At 43.3% G+C, this 23330-nt stretch carries 20 protein-coding genes and 1 tRNA gene; 4 read left to right on the plus strand and 17 right to left on the minus strand.

Going from position 1 to position 23330, the window contains the following annotated elements; all coding sequences use genetic code 11:
- Positions 1–74: 74 nt before the first annotated feature.
- The 9 genes from NQ505_RS06190 to NQ505_RS06230 form a co-directional block, all read right to left on the minus strand.
- Complete coding sequence (locus tag NQ505_RS06190; RefSeq protein ID WP_032854122.1) at positions 75–1007, minus strand: metallophosphoesterase; 933 nt, start codon at positions 1005–1007, stop codon at positions 75–77.
- 170 nt (positions 1008–1177) lie between these two features.
- Entirely contained in the window at positions 1178–3988 is a 2811-nt protein-coding gene (locus NQ505_RS06195) for a TonB-dependent receptor (RefSeq protein ID WP_009001126.1), read from the minus strand.
- 168 nt (positions 3989–4156) lie between these two features.
- Complete coding sequence (locus NQ505_RS06200) at positions 4157–4618, minus strand: hypothetical protein (protein WP_009001125.1); 462 nt, start codon at positions 4616–4618, stop codon at positions 4157–4159.
- A gap of 19 nt (positions 4619–4637) precedes the next feature.
- Positions 4638–5291: a hypothetical protein gene (locus tag NQ505_RS06205; RefSeq protein WP_008775247.1), complete on the minus strand. Its 654-nt coding sequence runs from the start codon at positions 5289–5291 to the stop codon at positions 4638–4640.
- A 48-nt stretch (positions 5292–5339) separates the two neighbouring features.
- Complete coding sequence (locus NQ505_RS06210; protein ID WP_009001124.1) at positions 5340–6530, minus strand: THUMP-like domain-containing protein; 1191 nt, start codon at positions 6528–6530, stop codon at positions 5340–5342.
- 68 nt (positions 6531–6598) lie between these two features.
- Positions 6599–7372: a M15 family metallopeptidase gene (locus NQ505_RS06215; protein ID WP_009001123.1), complete on the minus strand. Its 774-nt coding sequence runs from the start codon at positions 7370–7372 to the stop codon at positions 6599–6601.
- A gap of 67 nt (positions 7373–7439) precedes the next feature.
- Positions 7440–10289, minus strand: a complete 2850-nt coding sequence (locus NQ505_RS06220) for a DUF6493 family protein (RefSeq protein ID WP_009001122.1) — start codon at positions 10287–10289, stop codon at positions 7440–7442.
- Positions 10290–10302: 13 nt separating this feature from the next.
- Entirely contained in the window at positions 10303–13167 is a 2865-nt protein-coding gene (locus NQ505_RS06225) for a DUF6493 family protein (RefSeq protein ID WP_009001121.1), read from the minus strand.
- Positions 13155–14510, minus strand: coding sequence for an SWIM zinc finger family protein (locus NQ505_RS06230; protein ID WP_009001120.1), 1356 nt, complete (start codon positions 14508–14510; stop codon positions 13155–13157). The genes NQ505_RS06225 and NQ505_RS06230 overlap by 13 nt, the downstream gene beginning before the upstream one ends.
- 594 nt (positions 14511–15104) lie before the next feature.
- On the opposite strand from NQ505_RS06230, the gene NQ505_RS06235 reads away from it, so the two are divergent.
- Together NQ505_RS06235 and NQ505_RS06240 are read left to right on the plus strand one after the other, a co-directional pair.
- Positions 15105–15608, plus strand: coding sequence for an RNA polymerase sigma factor (locus tag NQ505_RS06235; protein WP_004323001.1), 504 nt, complete (start codon positions 15105–15107; stop codon positions 15606–15608).
- Positions 15609–15825: 217 nt separating this feature from the next.
- Complete coding sequence (locus tag NQ505_RS06240; RefSeq protein WP_009001119.1) at positions 15826–16602, plus strand: Cof-type HAD-IIB family hydrolase; 777 nt, start codon at positions 15826–15828, stop codon at positions 16600–16602.
- A gap of 187 nt (positions 16603–16789) precedes the next feature.
- Here NQ505_RS06240 and NQ505_RS06245 read toward each other — a convergent pair.
- The 5 genes from NQ505_RS06245 to NQ505_RS06265 form a co-directional block, all read right to left on the minus strand.
- Positions 16790–16863, minus strand: a tRNA-Ile gene (locus NQ505_RS06245).
- A gap of 90 nt (positions 16864–16953) precedes the next feature.
- Entirely contained in the window at positions 16954–17265 is a 312-nt protein-coding gene (locus NQ505_RS06250; protein ID WP_004302581.1) for a DUF4491 family protein, read from the minus strand.
- A 5-nt stretch (positions 17266–17270) separates the two neighbouring features.
- Entirely contained in the window at positions 17271–17735 is a 465-nt protein-coding gene (locus tag NQ505_RS06255) for an Lrp/AsnC family transcriptional regulator (protein WP_004302580.1), read from the minus strand.
- Positions 17736–17893: 158 nt separating this feature from the next.
- Entirely contained in the window at positions 17894–18763 is an 870-nt protein-coding gene (locus NQ505_RS06260) for an FKBP-type peptidyl-prolyl cis-trans isomerase (RefSeq protein ID WP_009001118.1), read from the minus strand.
- 20 nt (positions 18764–18783) lie between these two features.
- On the minus strand, positions 18784–19368 hold the full coding sequence (locus NQ505_RS06265; RefSeq protein ID WP_008775241.1) for an FKBP-type peptidyl-prolyl cis-trans isomerase: 585 nt from the start codon (positions 19366–19368) through the stop codon (positions 18784–18786).
- A 473-nt stretch (positions 19369–19841) separates the two neighbouring features.
- On the opposite strand from NQ505_RS06265, the gene NQ505_RS06270 reads away from it, so the two are divergent.
- Positions 19842–20540, plus strand: coding sequence for an SIR2 family NAD-dependent protein deacylase (locus NQ505_RS06270; RefSeq protein ID WP_009001117.1), 699 nt, complete (start codon positions 19842–19844; stop codon positions 20538–20540).
- Between the two features lie 20 nt (positions 20541–20560).
- Here NQ505_RS06270 and NQ505_RS06275 read toward each other — a convergent pair whose 3' ends face one another.
- From NQ505_RS06275 to NQ505_RS06285, 3 genes are all read right to left on the minus strand, one after another.
- Positions 20561–20785, minus strand: coding sequence for a hypothetical protein (locus tag NQ505_RS06275; RefSeq protein ID WP_009001116.1), 225 nt, complete (start codon positions 20783–20785; stop codon positions 20561–20563).
- 13 nt (positions 20786–20798) lie between these two features.
- Positions 20799–21149: a helix-turn-helix domain-containing protein gene (locus tag NQ505_RS06280; RefSeq protein ID WP_032854025.1), complete on the minus strand. Its 351-nt coding sequence runs from the start codon at positions 21147–21149 to the stop codon at positions 20799–20801.
- Positions 21150–21219: 70 nt separating this feature from the next.
- Positions 21220–21996: a class I SAM-dependent methyltransferase gene (locus NQ505_RS06285; protein WP_009001115.1), complete on the minus strand. Its 777-nt coding sequence runs from the start codon at positions 21994–21996 to the stop codon at positions 21220–21222.
- A gap of 441 nt (positions 21997–22437) precedes the next feature.
- Between NQ505_RS06285 and NQ505_RS06290 the strand changes: the two genes are divergently transcribed.
- Positions 22438–23295: an SGNH/GDSL hydrolase family protein gene (locus NQ505_RS06290; protein ID WP_008646570.1), complete on the plus strand. Its 858-nt coding sequence runs from the start codon at positions 22438–22440 to the stop codon at positions 23293–23295.
- Positions 23296–23330 lie beyond the last annotated feature (35 nt).

A 23330-nucleotide genomic window follows, 5' to 3' on the forward strand; every position in this document is an offset into this window, starting at 1 on the left:
CCTTTCATCACGAAAGGAACACCTCCGGTTGTGTGTTTTTTCACTGAGAGTAGAATTTATATCATCAAGAGAATTTATTTCTTTCGGGTAACCGTATAAAGTATATTCCCTTTTTTATCTATCATACGAAGGTTGAGCTCTTTTTTGTCGATAGAACAAACGGAGAAGCCCGGTTCGGGGCTACAGAATTTCGTTCCTTCGATAGGCTCCACTTTGCGTGCCAGTGAGCCGGCGGAGTTGACGATATAGTCGATGTCGCTTCCCGGAACACGGATATGCTGGAAGTTATGGATGTGTCCGCAGATATACATATCTACCTTATGTTTGCGTAAGATGGAGTCAACCCGTTTCTGCATGTCCAGTCGTTCACTTTCTTCTTTGGGGGTATAAGCGTAGATGGGATGGTGTCCGGCTACGATAATCCAGTCCTCTTTGGCATTGGCAAGCACAGATTCCAACCATGACAGTTGTTTGTTGACATCCTGTTTGCAGGCGTCGGGATATTTGTCACTTTCCTTGCGGTATTTCTCGATCAGAGGAGTGGTGTCGATCCAGATAATGCGGATGGTGGCACCTTTCTCTTCGAATGTCCGGGTGTAATAACGGTCGGGCATTATCCAGCGGCGACTGATGTTGGTGTAATCCAATACGGCTTGCGTGTTTCCACGATATTCATGGTTTCCCAGGATAGGGAACCAGTCAATCATCAGTTCCGGATGCGAATAAATTAATTCGTAGTTGGTCATCCACAAGGGGTCGTTTACGCTGCGGACTCCTTCAAAGTGATGAACGTCTCCGGTAGCCAGAACAAATTCGGGGCCTATCTCTTCGCCCATCGTACCCATTAATTCGGCAATTAGCTTCTGGTCGTAATAGCCGTTACGCCCTAAATCGTTTGCTACATAGAAGTTAAACTTCTTGTCAAATATAGAGTAATCCGTCAACTGTGCCTGAACAAATGTGCAGACGAAGATCAGGGAGAGAATCAATAAACTTTTAATCTTAATATTCATATTCTGTTGTATATTAGTGATTTATAAATGTACGTAATTACTTCAATTTTTTCGGGTTTGTTGGTTTAAAAGGAAGAGGTCGTTCCTTTTAAACCAACACCCCGTTCCTTTTAAACCAACGGGGGCTTCCTTTTAAAGGAATAAATGGCGTGATTTAGTTCGTATCAGAAGTTTATTTTTACACCGGCATTTATCTTTACACCGTAGTGCTCTGACTGCATGGTACGGTCTTTAGTGCCCTGGTAATAACGTAAAGGTTGGTTCAATAGGTTGGTAGCGTCTGCATAGAACGTTGTTTTGAACTTCTTGCCGAATGTATAGCTTGCATTCAGGTCCATGTAATTTACGGCATCGTAGTAGCGGTCAAGTGCGGCAACTTCTCCCATTTCATCGATAAAGCTGGATGCAAAGTTGTAGGATAGACGCACGTTGAATCCTTTTTTCTCAAAGTAGAGCGATGCATTTGCCGTGTGTTCGGGAGAACCGGGCAGGGAAAGGTCTTTCTCATTTTCGCGTCCCTCAAAGTTGAAGTTGTTCACTTTGGTGTGAGTATAGGTGTATGTACCGTAGAATCCTACGCATTTCAATGCGGGAGCAATGAAGCTGAAATCGCGTTGATAGGCAAGTTCTACGCCAAGCAAGTCGGCATCACCTGCGTTTTTGGGTTGGGTGAACTTCTTGTATTCGTTATTCTGGTAGGTATAATTACCAATTACCTGATCGACAATAAAGTCATTGATCTTTTTATAGAAGATACCTGCGCTGACCAGACCGACACTTTTGAAATAGTAATCGGCACTTAAATCGAAGTTGTAGGAAATGGTGGGAGTCAGGTCGGAGTTACCCATCACCAGTTCGTTATCGCTGCGGTTGATATTGACGCATGGGATTAATGCGGAATATTTAGGACGGCTCAATGTCTCTGTGAAAGATGCGCGTACTTTGAAGTCATCGGTTACATCATATTTCAATAATACGCTGGGGAGCCAGTTGGTATAATTGTTCTTATGATTCCCGGTCGGTTGAAGCGTTTCATTTTCGTCTTCATCCACCATCCAGTTCCAGCCGTCGTATTTGATATGAGTGGCTTCCATGCGGAGCCCCAGCATCATTTTTAGTTTCTTTCCCAAGTTCTGGTCGAAGCGGAAGAAAGCGGAAGTGACATTTTCTTTAGCGTGATAGTTGCCGGAAGATTCTTCGAGCACTTGTTCGCCTTCCATATTTTTCAGGTCGAGCGAACCCAGATATTCTTTCGATACGAAATCGGTGGCTTTATACTGATTGCCGGGCATGAAACCGTCGCGAATCTGGCTTGTGAGATTGTTCATGTATTCTGTCTGGTAGGTATCTTTGTATGCATCTGCGTAGTCGTAGCAAGTCACATCACGATTTTTAGTCTTAGATGCGTATTTGGCTCCGAATTTCAGACTGTTTCCATAGATTCCGTTAACCAGCGGCAGTTCGAAGTCAACTTTGAATTTCAAGTCTTTTTCGTAGATTTCCTGATTGCTTTCAGTCAGTTCTTTCACTTTCCATTTACCTCTTTCACCATCCACTTCGCCGTTGTGCAGACTTACGTCTGTTGTCACATACGGGAAACGGCCGCCTGCATCTACGATGTTAAATCCGAGAAAGTTCTGTTTCAGATTAAAATATCTTTCGTTCGGGCGGTCTTCGCTGGCACGTGCGTAAGAAGCTCCCCAGTTCATGGACAGTTTACCGAACTGGTGTTCTCCGCCCAGACTGAAATCCATTGTCTGTTGTAGTTCCAGACGGGCATTTCTGTTGTTGGGGGTACCTCCCTTAGTCTCTATCTGGGCAGATTGTTGCATTTCACCTTCATCGTCCAGTCCTGTTTTGTCCAGGTCTTTGTAGGTGACGCGATAGCGGTTTTCCCAGTCGTGACGACGGTTGTAGATGCCTTGCAGCGTCAGTCGGTGGTTCGGGTTTATTTCGTAGTCGAAGGCAAGTGAGTAGCTTTGGCGTTCACGTGTCACGTAGTACTGGCGTTTTTGTGCTTCCACCATTACGACTTCCCCTTTCTTGTTGACATCGTATTCAAATTCTACATCATCCGAACCTACCGGAGCATTTTGATAAGAGACGGCTGCCATCATTCCCAGTTTGTCGTTAAAGAAACGGTCGCCGTAAGTGAAACCCAGGTTCAGTTGGGCTTTCTCGCTGATCCAGTTGTATCCAGTCCCTGCTGTAGCACTGATAACTCTCTTGTAAGGCGTACTTTTAGTGACCAGATTGATAGAACCGCCGATGGCGTCTCCATCCATGTCCGAAGTAACCACTTTGTTTACTTCGATGGTCTGTATCATATCAGCGGGGATCAGGTCGAGCTGGACGTTGCGTGTGTCGCCTTCGGCAGAAGGGAGGCGGTTGCCGTTGATTGTAACGGAACTAAGATCGGCTGAAGTGCCGCGTACTTGTCCGAAGCGGGCTTCCCCCTGATCGTATTGTACGTTGATGCCATTGATACGTTTCAACGCATCCCCAATATTGGAATCAGGAAATTTACCTACCTCATCGGCTGAAACGACATTAGTGATACCCAGCTTGTTCTTCTGCGAATTGATGGCGCGTCGTTGTCCCTGGAAGGCTCCGCCTACTACTACCTCTTGCAACTCGAGTCCTTCATTCAAGACTACGTCTTTCTCGAGTGTCTTTCCGGCAGGAATGGTGATTTTCATTTCAACGGGTGAGTAGCCTACGTAGCTGACTTTGATAGTGTATGTGCCTGGAGTAAGATTGGCGAAAGTATAATAACCGTTGACATCGCTCGTCACTCCGGTATGTAATTTTTCGATGTAGATGGATGCTCCCGGGAGAGTTTGTTTGGAAGTATCTACAATGCGTCCGCGGATAGTGCCTTGTCTGACTATGTTCACTTTTTCTTCTGCGAAAGTGTTACCGCTTGTGCTCATGACTAAAAGAACGAATGAGACAAATTTCAAAAATCGTTTCATAAATGTTAGCGTGCGTTAATTATTTGCTGCAAAAGTAGAGGGTTGACGTTTCTTACTTTTTACAGCCGGTTGAAGAACGTGTAACAATTATGCTACGTTTATATTACAGCATCCGGAAGCTCCGGATGAGAGGATGTGTTGCTGCTGTTATTACTGTCGCCGCCGTTATTATTGTTGTGTTGTATAATGAATATCAAAACGTCCGTTAGTCAGACGTTTGCCGTTGCCGAAGGTTGCACTGATAATATTCAATTCTGGGTCGAAATGGCTTATAAAGGCTGTTCCGTCTTCCAGTTCTTCTCCTCTGAACCGTATATCGGTGAGAGTTGCTTCTTCTCCTTCCCGGGGGGATAAAATGGTAAAGTGTATGTTGATGTCAGGCTTAACGCAAACATGGACGGATAGTTTGTCCTCCTCCGGATAGTAGTGGAATGAATCATACGTCCAGACATACGAGTGTCCCCAATTCAGGTATCGTCCTCCCACATAAATCCATCCGTCCATCAGGCAGCCAAAGGTGTTGGCACCTGTAGTGGTGGCAGGAGGTAAAACGGTGATGTCAATCGATTCATCTTCCGTACAGCTCCAAAAGCTGATGATGGAAAAAAGAATGAGTATATATTTCTTCATAGTGCTTTTTTAGTGAATGTTAGAAGTAATAGGATAATCCCGTAGTGAAATTTATTCGTGTGAGGTTGGTATCATCATTGCCATCGAGTTTTACAATAACCCTTTCTCCGTGATAGTGGGTTCTCATTCTAAGCAGTTCGCTATACATATATTGTACTCCTAGACTGACTCCCAGATTGGGATTCAGCTTATAGGTGAGATTGGCATTGGTCAAAAGACCAATAGTGAAGGCTTTTACTTTCCGTGTTTTGCCGAACACCTCACTGTTGTTCCGTAGAATGACTCCACCGGGACCGGTTGTTACGCGGATTTGCCAATGTTTGGTGTTGGCATTACACATTCCGATTTGGGTGCCAATGAAATGAACCCATAAATGGTCCTTCCCTTCCGGATGACTTCCTTTGGAAGAAAATCCGGAGTAGATTCCTCCAAAGACAAAACGTTTGAGAGGGCGGAAATTATATTGTCCATCCCAGCTTACGCCTTGTGCGAGTGTACGTTGGTAGCTATGGGTGCTTAACGTGAGTGTGGGAGGGTGATGGAACATAACACCGTAGCCCGCGTGAAAAGAGAACTCGTGTCGCTCAAAATCTCTCTGTGAGAAAAGTGGAGTGTGACAGGACAAGGTGAATGCAATTAGTAATAGAATCGCTTTTATGAGTGTTTGATTCATCTGGATTAGTTTAGATTGTGTTTCTTTTTTGCAAAAATAGAAAATAGTTCAGACTTTCTCACAGCGAATCAGAACTTTTTGCCCATTATTTAATGTACTGGCAAATAAGTAGGTATCTCCTCCTTCAGCCAAATGGATTCGTTTGCGGAGTTCGGCTACTGTGGCGGGGAAGTTACGGACAGTCACATTTGCTTTTTTCAGGTCTGTCAGATTCTCCTTTACTTCTTTTTTATTGAAACTGCACTGGTTGACAATACGGAATATTCTTCCGGGGAAGTTTTCAATGAAAGTATCGGAAGTATAAAGATGGCTATTGGGATGCAGTTTGCGGACAGGGTAAGCTGCTGCAATGCTACGGAAAGCACCGGCTTTCAGAAGGGAGGCATTCGGTTCGTAAAGATAGGTTTCTAAAGAATCCGTATACGTACATTCGCTGTATTGCTCCTGTTCGCGGGTGAATACAAAGTGTTGTTCTTCTTGAGTCCCTTTCGTGGAGAGGTTCACGCAATGAATGGAGATTTCTGTCGGTGATGTTTGTCCGAGTAGGATAAGTAGTTCCTTACATTCGTTGTTGACGGACAGAATGTGAACTTCTTGTGTCTGTTTCAGTTCTTTCAGTGCCAATGAAAGATCGAGCATGGGGGAGAGTTTTATCATTACCCGGTTGGCCTTTTGAAGTAAAAGCTCTTCCAGTTCGGCTACGTTTGGTTCGCAGTCGGAGATGGCAACCGTTTTTCCGCCGTGCTCATTGCGACGTGCGGGGTCGAGGAAAAGGCAGTCTACGGGGGACATTGCTTGCAGGTAGGTTACTCCGTCTTCGTTTTTTATGTTTATATGGTTTAGATTCAGTACGGGAAAGTTATGTGCTGCTATTTCGCAGAGTTCCTCCTGACGTTCTACGTAAGTGGCGGACTTGAATCCGATGGCAAGAAAAGAACAGTCAATGCCGAATCCGCCGGTGAGGTCGGTCAGAGAATCTCCCTGCAAAAGACGTGCTTTGTAGCGGGCGGTGATTTCTGAAGAGCATTGTTCCAGCGACAGATGTTTCGGATACCATATCTTTTCGATTTCCCACCATGAAGGAATCTTTTCGGCCGCTACCTTCCTTCCTGCAATTTGGGTGATGGCAGTTGGCATATCTATATCCGGGTACTTTTTAGCTTGTAAAGCCAGCGCACGTACATCGTCCGATGAATGTTCGCGAATAAAAAGTTGAGTTTCAGGAGAGATTTGCATCATGGTGTTATTGTGTTATAGGATATTACAATGAATCGTCGAGCTCTGATTATGGGGTTGTTGAGTGTCGGTTATGGTATTAACTTATACTTCTGTTTGGCTACGTCCCGGCTGCAAAAATTGAAATGCCACCATTCGCTGGATAATGCACGGAATCCGGCCTCTTTCATCACTTTTCGTAGCAGTAATCGGTTCTGACGCTCTGTTTCACTCATTTTTCCATTATGTACCAATCCGATCTCGTCTGTGATGTGTGCTTCCATGCCTAAGTGGTCTACTTTGGTTCCCATCGGTAGGGGCTGTCCCAGAGAGTCTTGGATACTGATGTCTACTGCCAGTCCGTAGTTGTGTAACCCGCCTCCACGGTTGGGGTTGGAGACATATTTATATTTGGACGTTCCTTTCACTACGTTCCACATCTTTTTCTGTACCGACATTGGACGCGCCGCATCGTAAATGATAAGACTATAAGACGGGTGTAGTTTCTTTAAGGCTTTTTGTGCTTCTATCAGAGCGTATGCCGCATCCGGATGCAGGTAGGCTTCCGTTAAGTTGTCGTAAAGCACTTCGCCTGTGAAATTATCAGCCTGTGTATACATCAGTTTTACAACGAGACTGCTATCCAGGTCAGCTATATTGACGAGCCCTAATGAGTCCATGTAGAGAGCCATTTCGCTTCGCTCCGGTGGTGAGACGGTGGAATATTCTTCGTGTGGTTGTATATCCTCCGTCGTTTGTTCGTATTCCATGAGGGGAGTGCTCTCCTTTTCCTTATGACTGGAAAAGAAGGAGCATCCTGTCAGCAGCAAACAGAAAATAGCTAAACTATATTTTAGAATAATCATTCAACCTTTTGTATTTAGTGTGCCAAAGATACTTCTTTTCGGCTTTAGCTCCAATAAGCTACCTCTCTTACCGTTGGATATTAGCTACTGCTTTCTTCAGATTGGCCACTCCTTTCCATGCGTCAAGCAGGTGCAAAACATGTTCGTCTTCGGTTTTGCTATGGTTGATGGATAACAGCTCTGCATATATTTCCAGTAATTTCTTTAAGTCTTTGACAGGCTTTTCTGGAAGTCCGGTCAACATTGCCACGATTAGTTTCTCCAATTCCCGGTTATGCAGCGGACTGACGTTTATCATTTGTTGCTGTATCAGGTCAGTGAGTCTTTTCAGTGGTCCCCAGCCGGTATGTTGATGCGAACCTAAGATACTGCCTATTCGTCCACTGTCTATGGAGCCTTGACCTACACGCTCTATCCAGATTTCGGCAGCATAGGAACGGGAAGTTTTATCGGCTACCAGCATGCAAGTGGCTTCCAGCAGATAAGACACTTCGTGCCATGTATGCCTTAACTGATGAAGCGCTTCAATGGCAGCTTGGGTGATACCTGCTTCCCTTACCTCATTTAACGTCGGGTCGTATATGGCGCTGCGGATGCACCATACCAATAGTGGCTCCGGTATATTGGGAGTTAACCATGCCAAACGTGGCAAGTCGTTCTGTATGTCGTCAAAACGTTCTATCTGTGGGTACATTTCAACCAGTAACGGATGCGGATCGTATGAATAGTAACTGACTCTTTCATTATATTTGTCTTTATTGATGACATGAGAGTTCTCGCTTTCCGGAATATCGAAAGTAAGAGTTGAACAAATCCATTCTACCGTTTTCTTGTTATAATCCGTGTACGAGTCAGTATACTGATAGGTTCTCCATTTAAAGTTTCCGGTCAGAAATTCACGTGGACTTTTATTGTAAGAGAAGTCTTTAAATTCAGTATAGATTGTTTCCGGTGATTTCATTAATCCTGCCATCATCCACCAGGAAGGATGATTGAAAGGTGCTTGGGGAAGTACGTCTTTTTCTCCCAGCAAAAAAGTGAGCAGGTGCCGGTATTCTCCTTTCAAACTTTGGAGGAGCAGAGGAAGCTCTTGCGACGAACTTTCCAGTGCCACTCGTGAAAGTGCCGTTTGCATATCCATATCGTCCGGTTCGGCATTTGCCTGCTGATATTGTTTTAATCTTTCTATCAGGGTTGCCGGAGCGATAAACATCGGTGTATGAGTGGGAGTGGACAATAGGGGCAAAGGTTTCTCCTTGCTTTCCAGAAGGTCTAATGTCCGGCATAACAGTTGCTTATGAACGGGGAACTTTATTTTTTTGTTCGTCTTTTCACGAATGGTAAGTTTTTGCAGATTACGATACCCCCATTTGCCTTTTTGAAGTTCGTCTTTTTGTACCATTTTCAGATGTAAGTTGTTTAACTCTTGGGCTTCTTCAGGGAAACGTTTAATCAGCAGTTTGGCATAATCAAGGAGGAAGATGGCCATTAACTGGTCTAATATACCGTTTCGGGAACTCCCTCCGCTCATCAGCAATTTGTAGGCACGTTGGAGGATAGGGGTCCATTGAGAGATTTGTTTTGCTTCCTGTTGTCGGTCCCATTCCACTAAGGCGCCGAGTAACAGGTCGAAGTGATAGATCTCGTTCACGTCGAGCACTTGGCTGGCTAGAAATATCAGGTCTTCAGTGGAAGTGATTTCCTGTATCCGGTTGTCTTCACGGATGATAGGGAGTATTGGCTCATACGTGAAAGAGGCGGAATCTTCCGGCTCGTTATTTTCCAAATACGCTTTCAGATCCTTTTTAGTATTGGCCAACATGGTTTCCGTATATATGGAAAGTACCTCTTTTAATGTGGTGGATGCTGTCTCTCCATACGTCTGAATGAGTTTGACTATCTTACTTTGGGTGGATTCTTCCCGGCTCATCAGTCCTTGTGCGGCTGCACAACAGATAGCGTCGCGATGTTCTTTTCTTTCTTTTGCCAGCTTATGGAGTACAGCCAGTGTGTTTTGGTGAATCGCTTTTACGTCCGAAGCAAAGAGCACGGAAGTCTGATTTAGAAACTCTTCAATCTGGAATTGTGGGTGAGTGCATAGGTTCTTCAGCAATCCGAGTATGATATTTACCGGACGGCTGTGAGGGGCGGACAGAACGGCGAATATTTCCGGTTGAAGTGTCAGCTGTTCTTCTATATTGGGGCTAAGTGCGGTAAACATGCCTGCAAACCAACTGCTTAGGTTTTTGTTCAGATTCCGGTTGACGGCAAGCAAAGATTCTTTTAATACACGCATACGATCTAGTTGACCGTGTTCTACGAAGTATCTGAAAGAGAAATAAGGTTGTCCGCCTGTACGATTATCCGTCCAGTTTTGCCCGCAATCGTATTGGAACAGATACCAGATATGTTCTTTGAGTGTGATTGCCCGCTTTTGCAGGAAATCGGTGTTGTTCATGTAGTTCACCAGATAACCGGCGATGGTTTGCGGAGAGGGTGTTAGGGTGAGTACTCCCTGTTCTATCCAATCCATCAGAGTTTCGTAATTCATTCCATAGAAACCGCCGAATTCCTTGCTTTCACCCTCTTTGAAGAAACTGTCGAGCCAGGAAGGAATATACCATGGGATCAATTCATTCAGTTGTTCCGTATAGATTCCCCATTGGTGTTTGCGGAATTCTTTCAGCGAGTAGATGACGAGGGCGGTAAGATTGATGATACGATGCTGTTCGGGAGTTCCGTGTGTACCGTATGTGTTTTCGTTAAGTTGCACGAATTTATTGTAGTGTTCTTCCAATTTGTTAAGACAGGGAACAAGTGTTTTTCGTTCTTCCTGCGTTAGTCCTTGCAGAAAAGGGATGATGGCGTCGCCTTGTCCTTTTTCTACTATCTCGTTGAGGCGTTCTTCTATGGTCATAATCATGAATTTGTTATAGGTTGTTGAGTGAAGTCGTCACTTTTTTCAGGTTGCTGTTTGTGCCCCATTCTTGCAGGCGTTGCAGGAGTTGTTCGTCTGTAACCTTGCTGTGGTTGATGGTCAATAGCTCCAGATAAAGTTCGAGCAGTTGTTTGAGTCCGGTAACGGGTTTGTCGGGGAATCCGCCTATAAATTCTGTGAGCAGTGCTTCCAGTTGCTGGTTGTGGAAAGTACTTCGTTTGTACATGCTTTCGTACACTTGGGTGGTGAAGCGTTTTAGCGGAGCAAGTTCCATCTGGATGAGGCGGGCCAGGATTTCTCCTATTCGATGATTGTTTATTCTTCCTGTGGATACTCCTTCTATCCATAATTCGGCTGCATAGGAACGGACTGTTTTGTCTACAAAAAGCAGCGAACCACTTAGTAGGAGCAAACTCATCTCTTTGAGCGGGCAGTGGAAAGACAACAGCATGCGCAAGGCACAGGCGAGGGTACGTTTGCTATCTTCCTGCGGAGTGCCGAAAGTCATGTAGCAAGTGATAATCTGGGCTATTAATGGTTCCGGGCGGTTGGGAAAGCAGCATAACAAAGGTTCCATGTAACGGGAATCATCCATGTTATATTTACTGTTGATAATCAGATGTTCCTGCCATAACTGATGGCTGTTGCATTCGGCATATGTATGCCATTTGTAGAACTCGAGTTGGAGTAGACGCCTGTCTGTTTCGTATGATTTCTCTTTGGGTTTTACCTCTTTCCACTCGTAGTCTCCTGTCAGATAGTTGTGCGGTAATGTGTTACAAGCGAAAGATTTGAATGCTTCGAATTCCGTCTCCGGTGCTTTTACCAGTCTGGCGGCCACCCAGGCGGTCGGATAATTGTAGGGCGGTTCGGGTAGCGTGTTTTCATCCAACAGGAACAGAGAGAGATGCAGGTATTCATCTTGCAACAGTTGTCGGGCGGTGGCGATGGCTTCTTCTTTGTCTTCCATGGTGCAGCGGGCAATAGCTAGCTGGAAATCCCATGGACAGGGTTTCGCTCCTGCTTTCTGATATACGGCAAGCCGGCGTATCAGTTCGGTAGCCTGTACGTATGCCGGGGTATGGGTGGGAGTAGAAAGTAGAGGGAAGGCATTGCCTCCTTTTATTTTACGGATCACATTCAGCCATAATTGTTTGATGGGGGTGAAACAGGTTGCGTTGCTGTAGCCGGGTTTCCAGTCGGCAAGTCGTTTGAAAGAGCGCTCGTCATAAGCTCCTCTGTTTTCATCTATTCCTTTCAGTCTTTCTTCCAATCGGGTGAACATATTTCTCAAAAATCCAGTGTTGGAGGTATCTTTCTGTGCCCATAAACGTTGATATTCCAGTAGGAAGGTAGCGAGAAGATCTTCGTATGGCTCCCAACCATTGGCAACGATAGTGGCAGCCCGTTGGAAAACCGGTTCCATCCGGTTGAGATCTTCTTTGTCCAATTGGGGATGGAAAGCAATGATGGCGGCAATGGTTGTTTCTATCTCCCAACTTTCCTCCATGTCGAACAAACGACTAAGCTGGAACAGGAAATCTTCTTTGTTGGCGGGGAAGGAAATAAGGTTGTCTTCCTTGCAGATGCGTCGTACCGTTTTTCCCATACTTACATCGGGTTCATGGGCTTCTTCTGCAGGCCGCGGTTTAAAAGACGAGAGTATCGTATACACGCTTTGAAACATCTCCGGTTGATAAGATTGCAGTGTTCCTTGGAGATTGGATGAAGAGGCGTCTCCATACTTTGATATAAAATTAGCGGCTTTCTTTTGCAGGCTTTCGTCTTTCTTCAAGAAGAGTTGGCAGAGAATGATGCAGCAAGACTCTTTCATCTCGGGATGTTGTGCGACGATCTTTTCAAAGAGGGCGTAAATGGTAAGCAGCGAGTTTTTGGGGCTGGAGAAGAAAAGGGTGGTTGCCCGTTCGATGAATTCCTGATAACGGAATCCTTCTTCGGATGCAATATTTTTCAACTGTTGCAACATCACGTTCACCGGTTTGGTATAGGAAGAGGTGAATATTTGCATCATCTCTTCTTGCAAGGATAACAGTTCTCCGGTAGTTGGTTGCAGGGTTTCGAAGAATCCGGCAAACCATCCTGCCATGTCTTTCTTGAAACCCCGGTGGAAAGTGGCGAGTGTGGCTTTTAATAGGCGTTCTCTGTCCAGATGGCCGTCCTGCGAAAAGCGGTAGAGAGCGGCACTGATACTTTCATCCCGTGCGGTAACTCCTTTTTTATAAGCCTCTTGGGCGCAATCATCTTGATAGCCGATGGACGATTCGTATTCGAAAATCGTCCAGATATGTTCTTTCAGGGTGATGTCACGCTTGAGTAATAACTCACTGTTGAAAGTATCGTTTCCTTTGGGTTCCTTATTTCTGATACGGGTAATCCAGGGGAGTACATGTGCAATGCGGCTTGGAGCGATTTCTTTGAGGTATCCCATATCCATGAGCTGCATCAGCTGTTCGTAATTGAGATCGAAATTAAACCAAGTTTTGTCATCATTGATAAAATCAGTCAACCAGGTGGGGTAGTAGAGCGGGAGTAGTTTGCAAAGCATATCAAACTTCACATGATATGCCATATCCATCTCCCGTTTGTTGGCGCAGACAAACTGGACAGCAGATAGAAAATGTGCCCGTGCCGCACTGCAGGTTGTCTCACTACTGAAACCGGCAAACTTACTTTTTATCCATTGTAAATCCCGGATAACCGGCAGCAGTTTCCGCCTTTCTTTCATTGGTAACTCCAGTAATCTCTTAACAAAAGGGATTAATATCTTCTCTTCATTCTCCGGAGTATCCACATAAGCCTTGGATAATTTCTCCAGTTCTTTTTTTAATTCTTCCATTGTACTAGTTTCTTTACTGCCAGAATATGTTTGCAAGCTCCCCGTTCTCCCTGATTGCTGCTGAACCAGGTGCAAGTGCAACGCTCCTTCTCACTCTCTCTGTCGAGAATGACCGTATGCCTGACACCTCCGCTTCCTGCCACGCGTGCTTCTGTCCGTTTCTCGTCATTCGATATGATTTCTACTTTTTCTTCTTCCAGTAGTTTTTCTGCTGCTATCATTCGAGGATTGAGACTTAAAATACGTTCGGTTTTGAAAGGCAGGCGACGGTAGAAGAAGCTGTTTTCATCCAAATCGAATCCCAATAACCCCATGGCTGCCAGCCGTGCCGCGAGAGAATCTACCTTATTCAGGTCAATATGTTCCTCTATGGCAAAAAGAGTGGGGTTGAACTGTTGGTTGGCATAACTGTATTTGTCCATTGCCTCTATCCATCTTTCGGGAACATCTTCGAGCAGAGATTCCAGTGCGGCGCCTTCTCCGGAAAATCCTCTCCAACATTCGCGGGAAAGAGAAAGGCTGAAGCGTACTGGACCGAAATAAAGTTGCCAAATGGTAGATTGCATGGTGGGATGCGCAAAGACTTTCAGCTCATCGGCAAATGGAAGCAAGGGTTCGAGCAAACGTAAACGATGAAGTCCTCCGATGCAGACGGCATTCATACTTTTCACCGGTGAAAAGGCGGGTTTTTGACCGTGCATCACTAAATAATAGTCGCATTTCACGTTACTTTTCGGAAGAGTCTGGAAGAGTTGCAAGGTTTGTATGCGATTGAAGGAGTAGAGCTGTTCCGCAACGGATTGATAAATCTGTACCGTAGTCAGCCCTTTTATCCATTTCACGGGAAGAGGTACTTTCCGTTCTATCACTTTCTCACCTTTATGATAAAGTCCCACCTCTTTGGGACCGACCGACATCACCACATTCTCCTGTCTGACTATTCCTCCTAAAGCGGAAATCATTCCGGGGTTAAAATCTACGTTTGTTGTCCCGTTTTCCAGAAATTCTCCGTCGTGTCCGTCAGGAAGTACGTCGACCCTGGCATATACACCTGCACAATTAGAAAATCCTTCAAAGCGCAGGCGGTCATTTCCTGCGGTTACAATCGGATCTTTCAGCATGGAAAGCTGTGCCGGTGTCAGATTAAAACTGGACTGCACAACATTGGATAATGCGATGAGGCAGCGTGCTGTCATGTAGGGTTGTGTCAACTTTCCCCAAAAGAAACAGGGTGCTTCTTTCTTTTCTATTTCGCTGTATTTGGCAAGAAACAGTTCGTCCTGATCGGCTGACCGTTGCAGTGCGGAAGGAGCTGCATATTGGTAAGAGATGGTATCAGTCATAGATAGTAAATCTGAATTTGGTTGTATATTCTCCAAATATAGAAATTAATTCTTAGTGAAAAAAAGAAGTAGGAGAATTTACATCGCTTTGCAATGCTGATATTATAAAATATCGTCAAATGAAGCATTTATGCCTCTTTGGGCAGCAAATATTAAATACAATTCTTTATAGTTAGGCACAATTTTTTATACATAAAACAATTATTCTTTATAACTATTCTTAAATCCTACGTTCCTTTTTGCTGGAAAATAATACTTTTGTTCCCATAATTAGAATGTTTTAGCAACATAATCTAAATTAAGTCTTATGAATTTTTAAAGATGAAAAAGACAGCTGTTTGTGAAAATCGCTAATATTGTTTGTTTTGTTTGTGTTATCCCATTTTGAGTCAGGTGTGACTTCAAAATGGGATTTTCGCTATAAGGACAGTCTCAAAACCACCTGAATACTATCAAATATGACCTAAATTCTATCAGTGGATAGATTTTCCCCTAAACAATGTCTGTTCTTCACCTGTCACATTTGTTGAAAACCCGTAAACTTGCAACATCGAAATGATGATAACGAATACTCACAATTTAAAAATAACGTATATGAAAAGTTTAAGCTTCAGGAAAGATCTGATAGGAGTACAGGATGAATTACTCCGTTTTGCATATAAACTGACAACCGATCGTGAAGAAGCAAACGATTTGTTACAGGAAACCTCATTAAAAGCATTGGATAACGAAGATAAATATACCCCCGACACAAATTTCAAAGGATGGATGTATACTATAATGCGGAACATCTTTATTAATAATTACCGCAAAGTAGTGCGCGATCAGACATTTGTCGATCAGACTGAAAACCTCTATCACTTAAACCTGCCGCAAGATTCAGGTTTTGAAAGTACGGAAAGAGCTTACGATTTAAAAGAAATGCACCGTGTAGTCAATGCTCTGCCAAAAGAATACAGAGTTCCGTTTGCTATGCACGTTTCAGGATTCAAGTACCGTGAGATTGCAGAAAAGCTGAATCTTCCGTTAGGTACTGTAAAGAGCCGCATATTCTTTACCCGTCAGAAATTGCAGGAAGAATTGAAGGACTTCCGCTAAGCGTTCACTATCAATTTTCAGTTGGTATCAATAGGTATAGGGCAAAAGGATCTCGTTTCCTTTTGCCTTTTTTATTTTATGTGTTGGAGGTCTGTATTTGTTATGGGAATTTTTTCAGTAACTTTGTCACTGTTTAATTGACTGCTCTGACTTATCAGTCGAGGATAGTCGATTTGCTTCTCTAAATTATCGAAGAATGAATAAAGATATAAATGTTATGATAAAAGCAATCATGCTCGATGTGGATGGAACATTGGTAAGTTTTGAAACTCATAAAGTGTTGCCATCCTCTGTTGATGCCCTTAGGAAGATTCATGACGGTGGAATTCGAATAGCCATTGCTACCGGTAGAGCGGCAGGCGACCTTCATGAAATAGCTGATGTTCCGTATGACGGAATTATAGCATTGAATGGAGCCGACTGTGTTTTACGGGATGGCACTGTGATAAGAAAGCACCTTATTCCGAAAGATGATTTTAAGAAAGCCATGGAAATAGCAAAGGCCTTTGATTTTGCAGTTGCTATTGAATTGGATGAAGGTGTGTTTGTCAATCGTCTGACTCCGACTGTCGAACAGATTGCAAAAATCGTGGAACACCCTATCCCGGCCGTTGTAGACATTGAAGACCTGTTTGAAAAGAAAGAGTGCTGTCAGCTTTGTTTTTATATCGATGATGAGATGGAACAAAAGGTGATGCCGTTTCTGCCTAATCTTTCTTTGTCGCGCTGGCATCCTTTATTTGCTGACGTGAATGTGGCAGGAATAAGTAAGGCAACCGGCCTTTCGGTATTTGCCGATTATTATGGGATCAGAATGACGGAAATAATGGCTTGCGGTGATGGTGGTAATGATATTCCTATGTTGAAAGCTGCCGGAATCGGAGTGGCGATGGGAAATGCATCGGAGATAGTCAAAGCTTCAGCCAATTTTGTTACTGATACGGTGGAGAATGACGGGCTTTGTAAGGCGTTGAAACACTTTGGAATTATTTAATATTAGGTGCTCTGAAGCTTAATATTATAGGCTTGTTTCCCTATTCCTTATTCTTCGCTATTCCTGCTTTGTCCGTTGCTGTTGTTTTTACCTGTTTGGGAACAATTAGTTATCTTTTACTCTAGTTGGAGGATGGTTATAAAAAGGAAAAATCCCTGCAAGTATTTCACTTACAGGAATTTTTCAGTGGACCAGCCTGGGCTTGAACCAGGGACCTCCAGATTATGAGTCTGTTGCTCTAACCAACTGAGCTACAAGTCCGATGTATCCTTTGTTGGATGCGGTGACAAAAGTAGTATTTTCCCTCGAATTATGCAAATCCTTTTGATAAAAAACTACGATACTTTATTTTTAGAACTTATATTTGCGCTTCGGGTTCTTGGGGAACCATCCTTTTTGTACCCGCTCTTCCTGTTCGAAGACCTCTTTAATCGTCCAGAAGGAAGAAAACGCAAACACGCCAAGCAAAGAAGATAAAATCACATTATCGATGCTTAATGAGGCGACCACACCGGCTATGCCGAGTACCAGGAATATCCACCAGCATTTTGTACCCCAATAGTATTCGGCCTTTACCACGACGGGGTGAAAAAGGCCGATAATCAAAAAGGTACATATTCCGATGAATAACCCCGCAAGGTGATATTCATTTAGAAACTCCATCACAATTATTTTTCAACGCGGATGGGGATTTCTTTCTTGATACTCTGTTCCAGAGAAATCAATGTCTCGGTAGCTACCACACCCGGTATTTCTTGCATTTTGTTATTCAGCAAATCCATCAGATGTTCGTTGTCGCATGCATAAAGTTTTGTCAGCATTGTGTACGGGCCTGTAGTGAAATGACATTCCACAATTTCGGGAATCTTTTGTAGTTCCGCTACGACAGATTTGTACATGGAGCCTTTTTCCAGTTTGATACCCACGTAGGTGCAAGTTCTGTATCCCAGCGATTTCGGGTTAACGTGGTAACCAGAGCCTACAATGACACCTAGGTCAATCAGTCTTTGCACACGCTGATGAATAGCTGCGCGTGACACTCCACATTCGGCTGCTACGTCTTTAAAAGGGATGCGGGCATTCTGGGAGATAATCTCTAAGATCTGCCTGTCGAGGTTGTCTATTCTTTCCATAATAATAAATTGTAATTTCCTGTTGTTATCAAATAGTAAGCAAATATAGAGATTTATTTTAATTATTCTTCTTTTCCGAGAAAAAAAATAGGAAAAAGCAAAAAAAGAGGCGCAAAACATTTGCGCCTCTTTCCTTTTTCTATTTAGAAGGAACTTTCTTATTTTTCGATGCTTACCAGTTCAACTTCGAAAATCAAAGTAGAGAACGGTTTGATCTGGTTGCCAGATTCTCTTGCACCGTAAGCAAGGTCTTGAGGGATGTAAAGTTCCCATTTAGAACCTACAGGCATCATAGTCAATGCTTCTGTCCAACCTTTGATTACTTGGTTAGCACGGAAAGTAGCCGGTTCGTTACGTTTGTAAGAGCTGTCGAATTCTGTTCCGTCGATCAAAGTACCTTTGTAGTTTACTTTCACTTTGCAAGTGTCAGCAGGAATTTCACCCTTACCTTCAGTGATTACTTTGTATTGCAGACCGCTCGGAGTTGTTTTTACACCGTCTTTAGTCTTGTTTTCAGCAAGGAATTTTTCGTTTTCAGCTTTGTAGTCAGCATATTTTTCTGCCAAAGCTTTTGCTTTGATAGTTTCCATAGCTGTACGAGTATATTCTTGAGCTGCTTCCATAGTCATTACGCCACCTTTTTCCAAAGTACCTGCGATGAAACCTGCCAGGAAGTTTTCTTTGCTGATAGTTTTAGTAGAGTCAGTGCCAAATAATTCCTGGTTGATACCTTTCATCATCTGGTTGCTGATTTGCTGACCGATTTGCAGACCTGCCATGTAAGCGATGTCTTTTTTGCTAGTCTTGTTTGCACCTTCGTTCAAACCTTTGATGAAATCTGCCATGTAGGTAGTATCAACATCCAGACGACCTGTCAGATAGCCTTTCAGACCTTGAGTCTGCGCCATACCGATAGAATAAGACAGTGAGTCGATGTCTGATTTCAGATTTGCTTTAGGAGCTTGAGCTGTACAAGAAGCAAGGCTTGCAGCAGCGGCGATTGCCATAAAAATACTAACTTTTTTCATTTTGCTTTGAAATTTTTTATTTATAATACTTCGAGTAATTCTACTTCAAAAATGAGTGTGCTATGAGGAGGGATCATTTCTCCGGCACCTCTTGCGCCATAGCCAAGTTCTGAAGGAATATACAGTTTCCATTTAGAACCTTCCGGCATCAGCTGCAATGCTTCCACCCATCCCGGGATTACTTGGTTGACACCGAATACAGCCGGTTCTCCGCGTTGGATAGAGCTGTCGAACAGTGTACCGTCGATCAATGTTCCTTCATAGTGGCATCTTACCTGGTCGGTAGCTTTCGGCTTTTTGCCTGTGCCTTCTTTGATAATTTCATATTGTAGTCCGCTGGGAAGAACAACTACGCCCGGTCCTTTTTTGTTTTCTTCGAGGAAAGCCTGTCCTTGTTCGATAGCAACGGCACCCATTTTAGCTTCCAGTTCTTCGAAATACTTGTTTACTATTTCGCGGGCTTCATTGTGGCTGATAGCCGTCTGATTGCCTTCCAATACGTCTTTGATTGCTTGTGCGAAATCATCTACCGCAAGGTTTCCGATTCCCATACTTGATAAGTTTTGACCAATTCCGAGGCCAATAGCGTAACTGAATTTATCCATATAATGTTTTTTGTTGGCGATTGAAATGTATCACCATCATGGTTTTAGCTTTCAATCAATTGCAAATTTATGAATCGCAAAAGTACGTGTTTTATTTGAATGATTTAGCATTTGCTATTTAAAAATTCTTATATCTGTGAAAGTTAATCGCTTTTCTTTAAAGAATTAGTTTTTTTGTTCGTAGGATTTAATCGGCTTATTCTTATTATTTAGGTTGGTTTATGTAGATAATTAATCGTCTGACAACTGTTGAACTTGCGTCTGACAATTGTTGTTTTTTCGTCTGACAACTGTCAGACGAAAGAATAACAGTAGTCAGACGAATAGTTGTTGCCATAAATAATGCTAACTATCTGCATCTTTCATTTTAAAGTTCTGTATAAACCGGATTATATTAAGCGTAAGAAAGTATTCTTTTATTCGATGATTCTGATTACATTTGTGTGGTTATTAAAAAAGAAGGAGGAATAGTAATGAAGAATCTGGTAGTTTTGACGGGTGCGGGTATGAGTGCCGAGAGTGGGATTAGTACATTTCGCGATGCAGGCGGTTTGTGGGATAAATATCCTGTGGAGCAGGTGGCTACTCCTGAAGGTTATCAGCGTGACCCGGCTTTGGTGATTAATTTCTATAATGAGCGTCGGAAACAGTTGTTGGAGGTAAAACCGAATCGTGGACATGAATTGTTGGCGGAACTGGAGAAAAATTTCCATGTAACGGTGGTGACACAGAATATCGATAACTTGCATGAACGTGCCGGGAGCAGCCATATCGTTCATCTGCATGGCGAACTGACGAAAGTGTGTTCCAGTAGAGATCCTCATAATCCCCATTACATAAAAGAGCTGAAACCGGAAGAATATGAAGTGAAGATGGGGGACAAGGCAGGCGACGGCACTCAATTGCGACCTTTTATCGTATGGTTTGGAGAAGCTGTGCCGGAAATTGAAACAGCCATCCAATATGTGGAGAAAGCGGATATTTTCGTTATTATCGGTACGTCGCTTAATGTATATCCTGCAGCGGGGTTGCTTCATTATGTACCGAGAGGAGCAGAGGTGTATCTGATTGATCCGAAACCGGTAGATACGCATACTTCCCGTTCGATACATGTAATTCAGAAGGGAGCTTCTGAAGGAGTGGCTGAATTGAAACAGTTGTTGGGAGTTTGAGAGGTTTTCTCTTCCCGGTTTTATTCCAGTTCGGTGGCAAAAATATGATTGTTCCGGAGTACTTCCGATATTTCGAGTGCAGAGATATCCCTGCACTCGATTCTTAATATTTTCTCCCAGTCCTCAAAGTCCACATTCCATTTGTCTATTTGGGGGAACTCTGCCAAAAGCTCTCCTATGCGCTTGATGTCACGCTTTTGAGTGATAGAAGTTCGAAAAATCAGAATCTTATTTTCTTTTTCCATATTCTTTAGAGTTTTATTTTAATGAACGGAACTTCCGGATCGTCATACTGAAATGTAACCTAAAATTGCGACTTAAAAGTGAAAGGCTGCTAAAGCCGCAAAGGCGGGCGATTTCAGTGGCGGAAAGTTCCTTGTTTCGTTTTAATAATAGGGCTGCTTTTTCAATCCGGATGCGTTTGATATAATCCGTAGGCGTTTCGCCCGTCAGAATTGTAAATACGCGATGGAAGTGGAAAGGAGAAAAGCAGGCAATACCTGCCATTTTCTGTAGTGATAACGGCTGGTCTATGTGATTGTGAATATAGTCGGTCACTTTATTGATCCGTAACTGATATTCCTGTTTATTGATATCTTTCGTCTCCATGTTTTCTGCAAAGTAAAGGATAATAAATGCCGGAGAGTTGTCCTATCTTGCTAACTTCTCCGGCAGATAATCAATCTCTTTTTTGTCCTATATAGAATACGTAGCCGTAGTATTCTTTATACTTATTATATAGACTCTCTTCATACCGTTGCCCGGTGATGAGGTCTGCGGCTGCGTCATTTCCTGCATATTCCTTTAAGAAAGCTTCCTGAACCGGGAACTGGGGAGCATAGAAATGCTCGGTCCAGCAATTTTCCGGTAAAATGAAATGGGCTGTCGGGATATATCCTGCTTTTTCCATTTGCATTATCTTTCTTGGGATCGTATCGATTTCCGGGTAATTGGCCATCCAGAAGTCTTCTATTTCGGAGGGACGTTCCGGGGTGAACCAGGAGGCTTCCGTTACAGCGATAAATCCGTTCTTTTTCAGGAATTTGTTCCATTCGTTCATACCGCGTTCGAATCCTATGTTATAGATAGCGCCTTCGGACCAGATCAGATCGAGTTCTTCCTCTTGAAACGGCAGAGCGTCCATGGAGCCGACGATACCCTTTACTCTGTCTTCACAATGGGCTTCTATTGCATTTTTGTTGAATCGCTCGATAAAGTCGGGGAAAAGGTCGATACCTGTAATTTGTCCTTTCGTATAGTTGGCTAATGCCATTGTCTGACCGCCTGTGCCACAGCCAATGTCGGCTATTCGTGCCTTGTCGGACAGTTCGTTGATGAAGCTTACGGCTTTTTGTGTGACTTCAGGACTTCCGGGACCTTGACGTTTTAATGCCTTGAAGTAATTACATATCAGTGTAAAATCGAATTCGTGGATTGATTTAAAATCGTTACTCATTGTTTTAATGTTTTAGTTGTACGGCGAATGGAGGCATATAATGATGCTTGCAACCATTTGACCATACAAATAGTTTGAAAATTTAGATATAGAAAATAACTCTGACAAGAGTATGTCAGAAAACATAAGGGATAATCTGTAATGAGAGGAAGGTTTACAGATTATTTACAGAACGGAATCCTTATGGAATGAAAATGAGTTAAACATCCAATTTTTCTTTTAGTTTGTGACAAAGATAGGGTTTTAGCTGTAAAACTCAATGATAACTTGATTGAAAAAAGACTGTAAACCTGCATTTTAGCAAGAATAGTCAAATAGGAATGTGTTTATATATCCGCTTGTATGGATGAGATTGATCGCCCAAATTGATTGAAACTACATTTTTTTGAGTTATTTTTGTCGAATATTAAATACAAATCTCTTATTTAATGTATGATACCGATGAAAAGCAAATTATTACTCACATGTACCATCCTGTTTTTCTGTTCCTCTTTTCTGTGCGGACAGAATCAATCTTCTAAAGTGGCAAACTCTGTTGAAACGAATAATGGATGCATCCGGCACCCGTGGCAAGGAAAAAGAGTGGGATATTTGGGAGACTCTATTACAGATCCCAACTGTTATGGTGACAAGATAAAGAAATACTGGGATTTTCTGCAGGAATGGCTGGGAATCACTCCTTATGTATATGGTATCAGTGGCAGGCAATGGAATGATGTGCCCCGGCAAGCCGAGCAACTGAAGAAAGAACACGGTGGAGAAGTAGATGCTATTGTGATTTTGATGGGTACGAATGATTTTAATGACGGTGTACCTATTGGAGAATGGTTTACGGAAACAGAAGAACAAGTGATGGCAGCCCGTGGGCAAACCCAAAAGCTGGAAACCCGTAAGAAACGCACTCCTATAATGGATGGAAGCACGTATAAGGGACGTATCAACATAGGAATCAATAGACTGAAACAACTTTTCCCGGACAAGCAGATTGTGTTGCTGACCCCGTTGCACCGTTCACTGGCCAATTTTGGAGAAACGAATGTGCAACCGGATGAAAACTACCAGAACAGTTGTGGCGAATATGTGGATGCCTACGTGCAGGCTGTTAAAGAAGCCGGCAATGTGTGGGGAGTCCCCGTGATTGATTTTAATGCGGTAACCGGATTGAATCCGATGGTGGAAGAACAACTGATTTATTTCTACGATGCGGGATATGACCGTTTGCATCCCAGCACGAAAGGACAGATACGGATGGCACGAACGCTGATGTATCAGTTGCTTGCGTTGCCTGCTACATTTTAAATAGGCCGGATGGAATTCTATGAAATTGTACACTA

The organism is Bacteroides sp. D2, assembly GCF_025147085.1.
GTDB lineage: Bacteria > Bacteroidota > Bacteroidia > Bacteroidales > Bacteroidaceae > Bacteroides.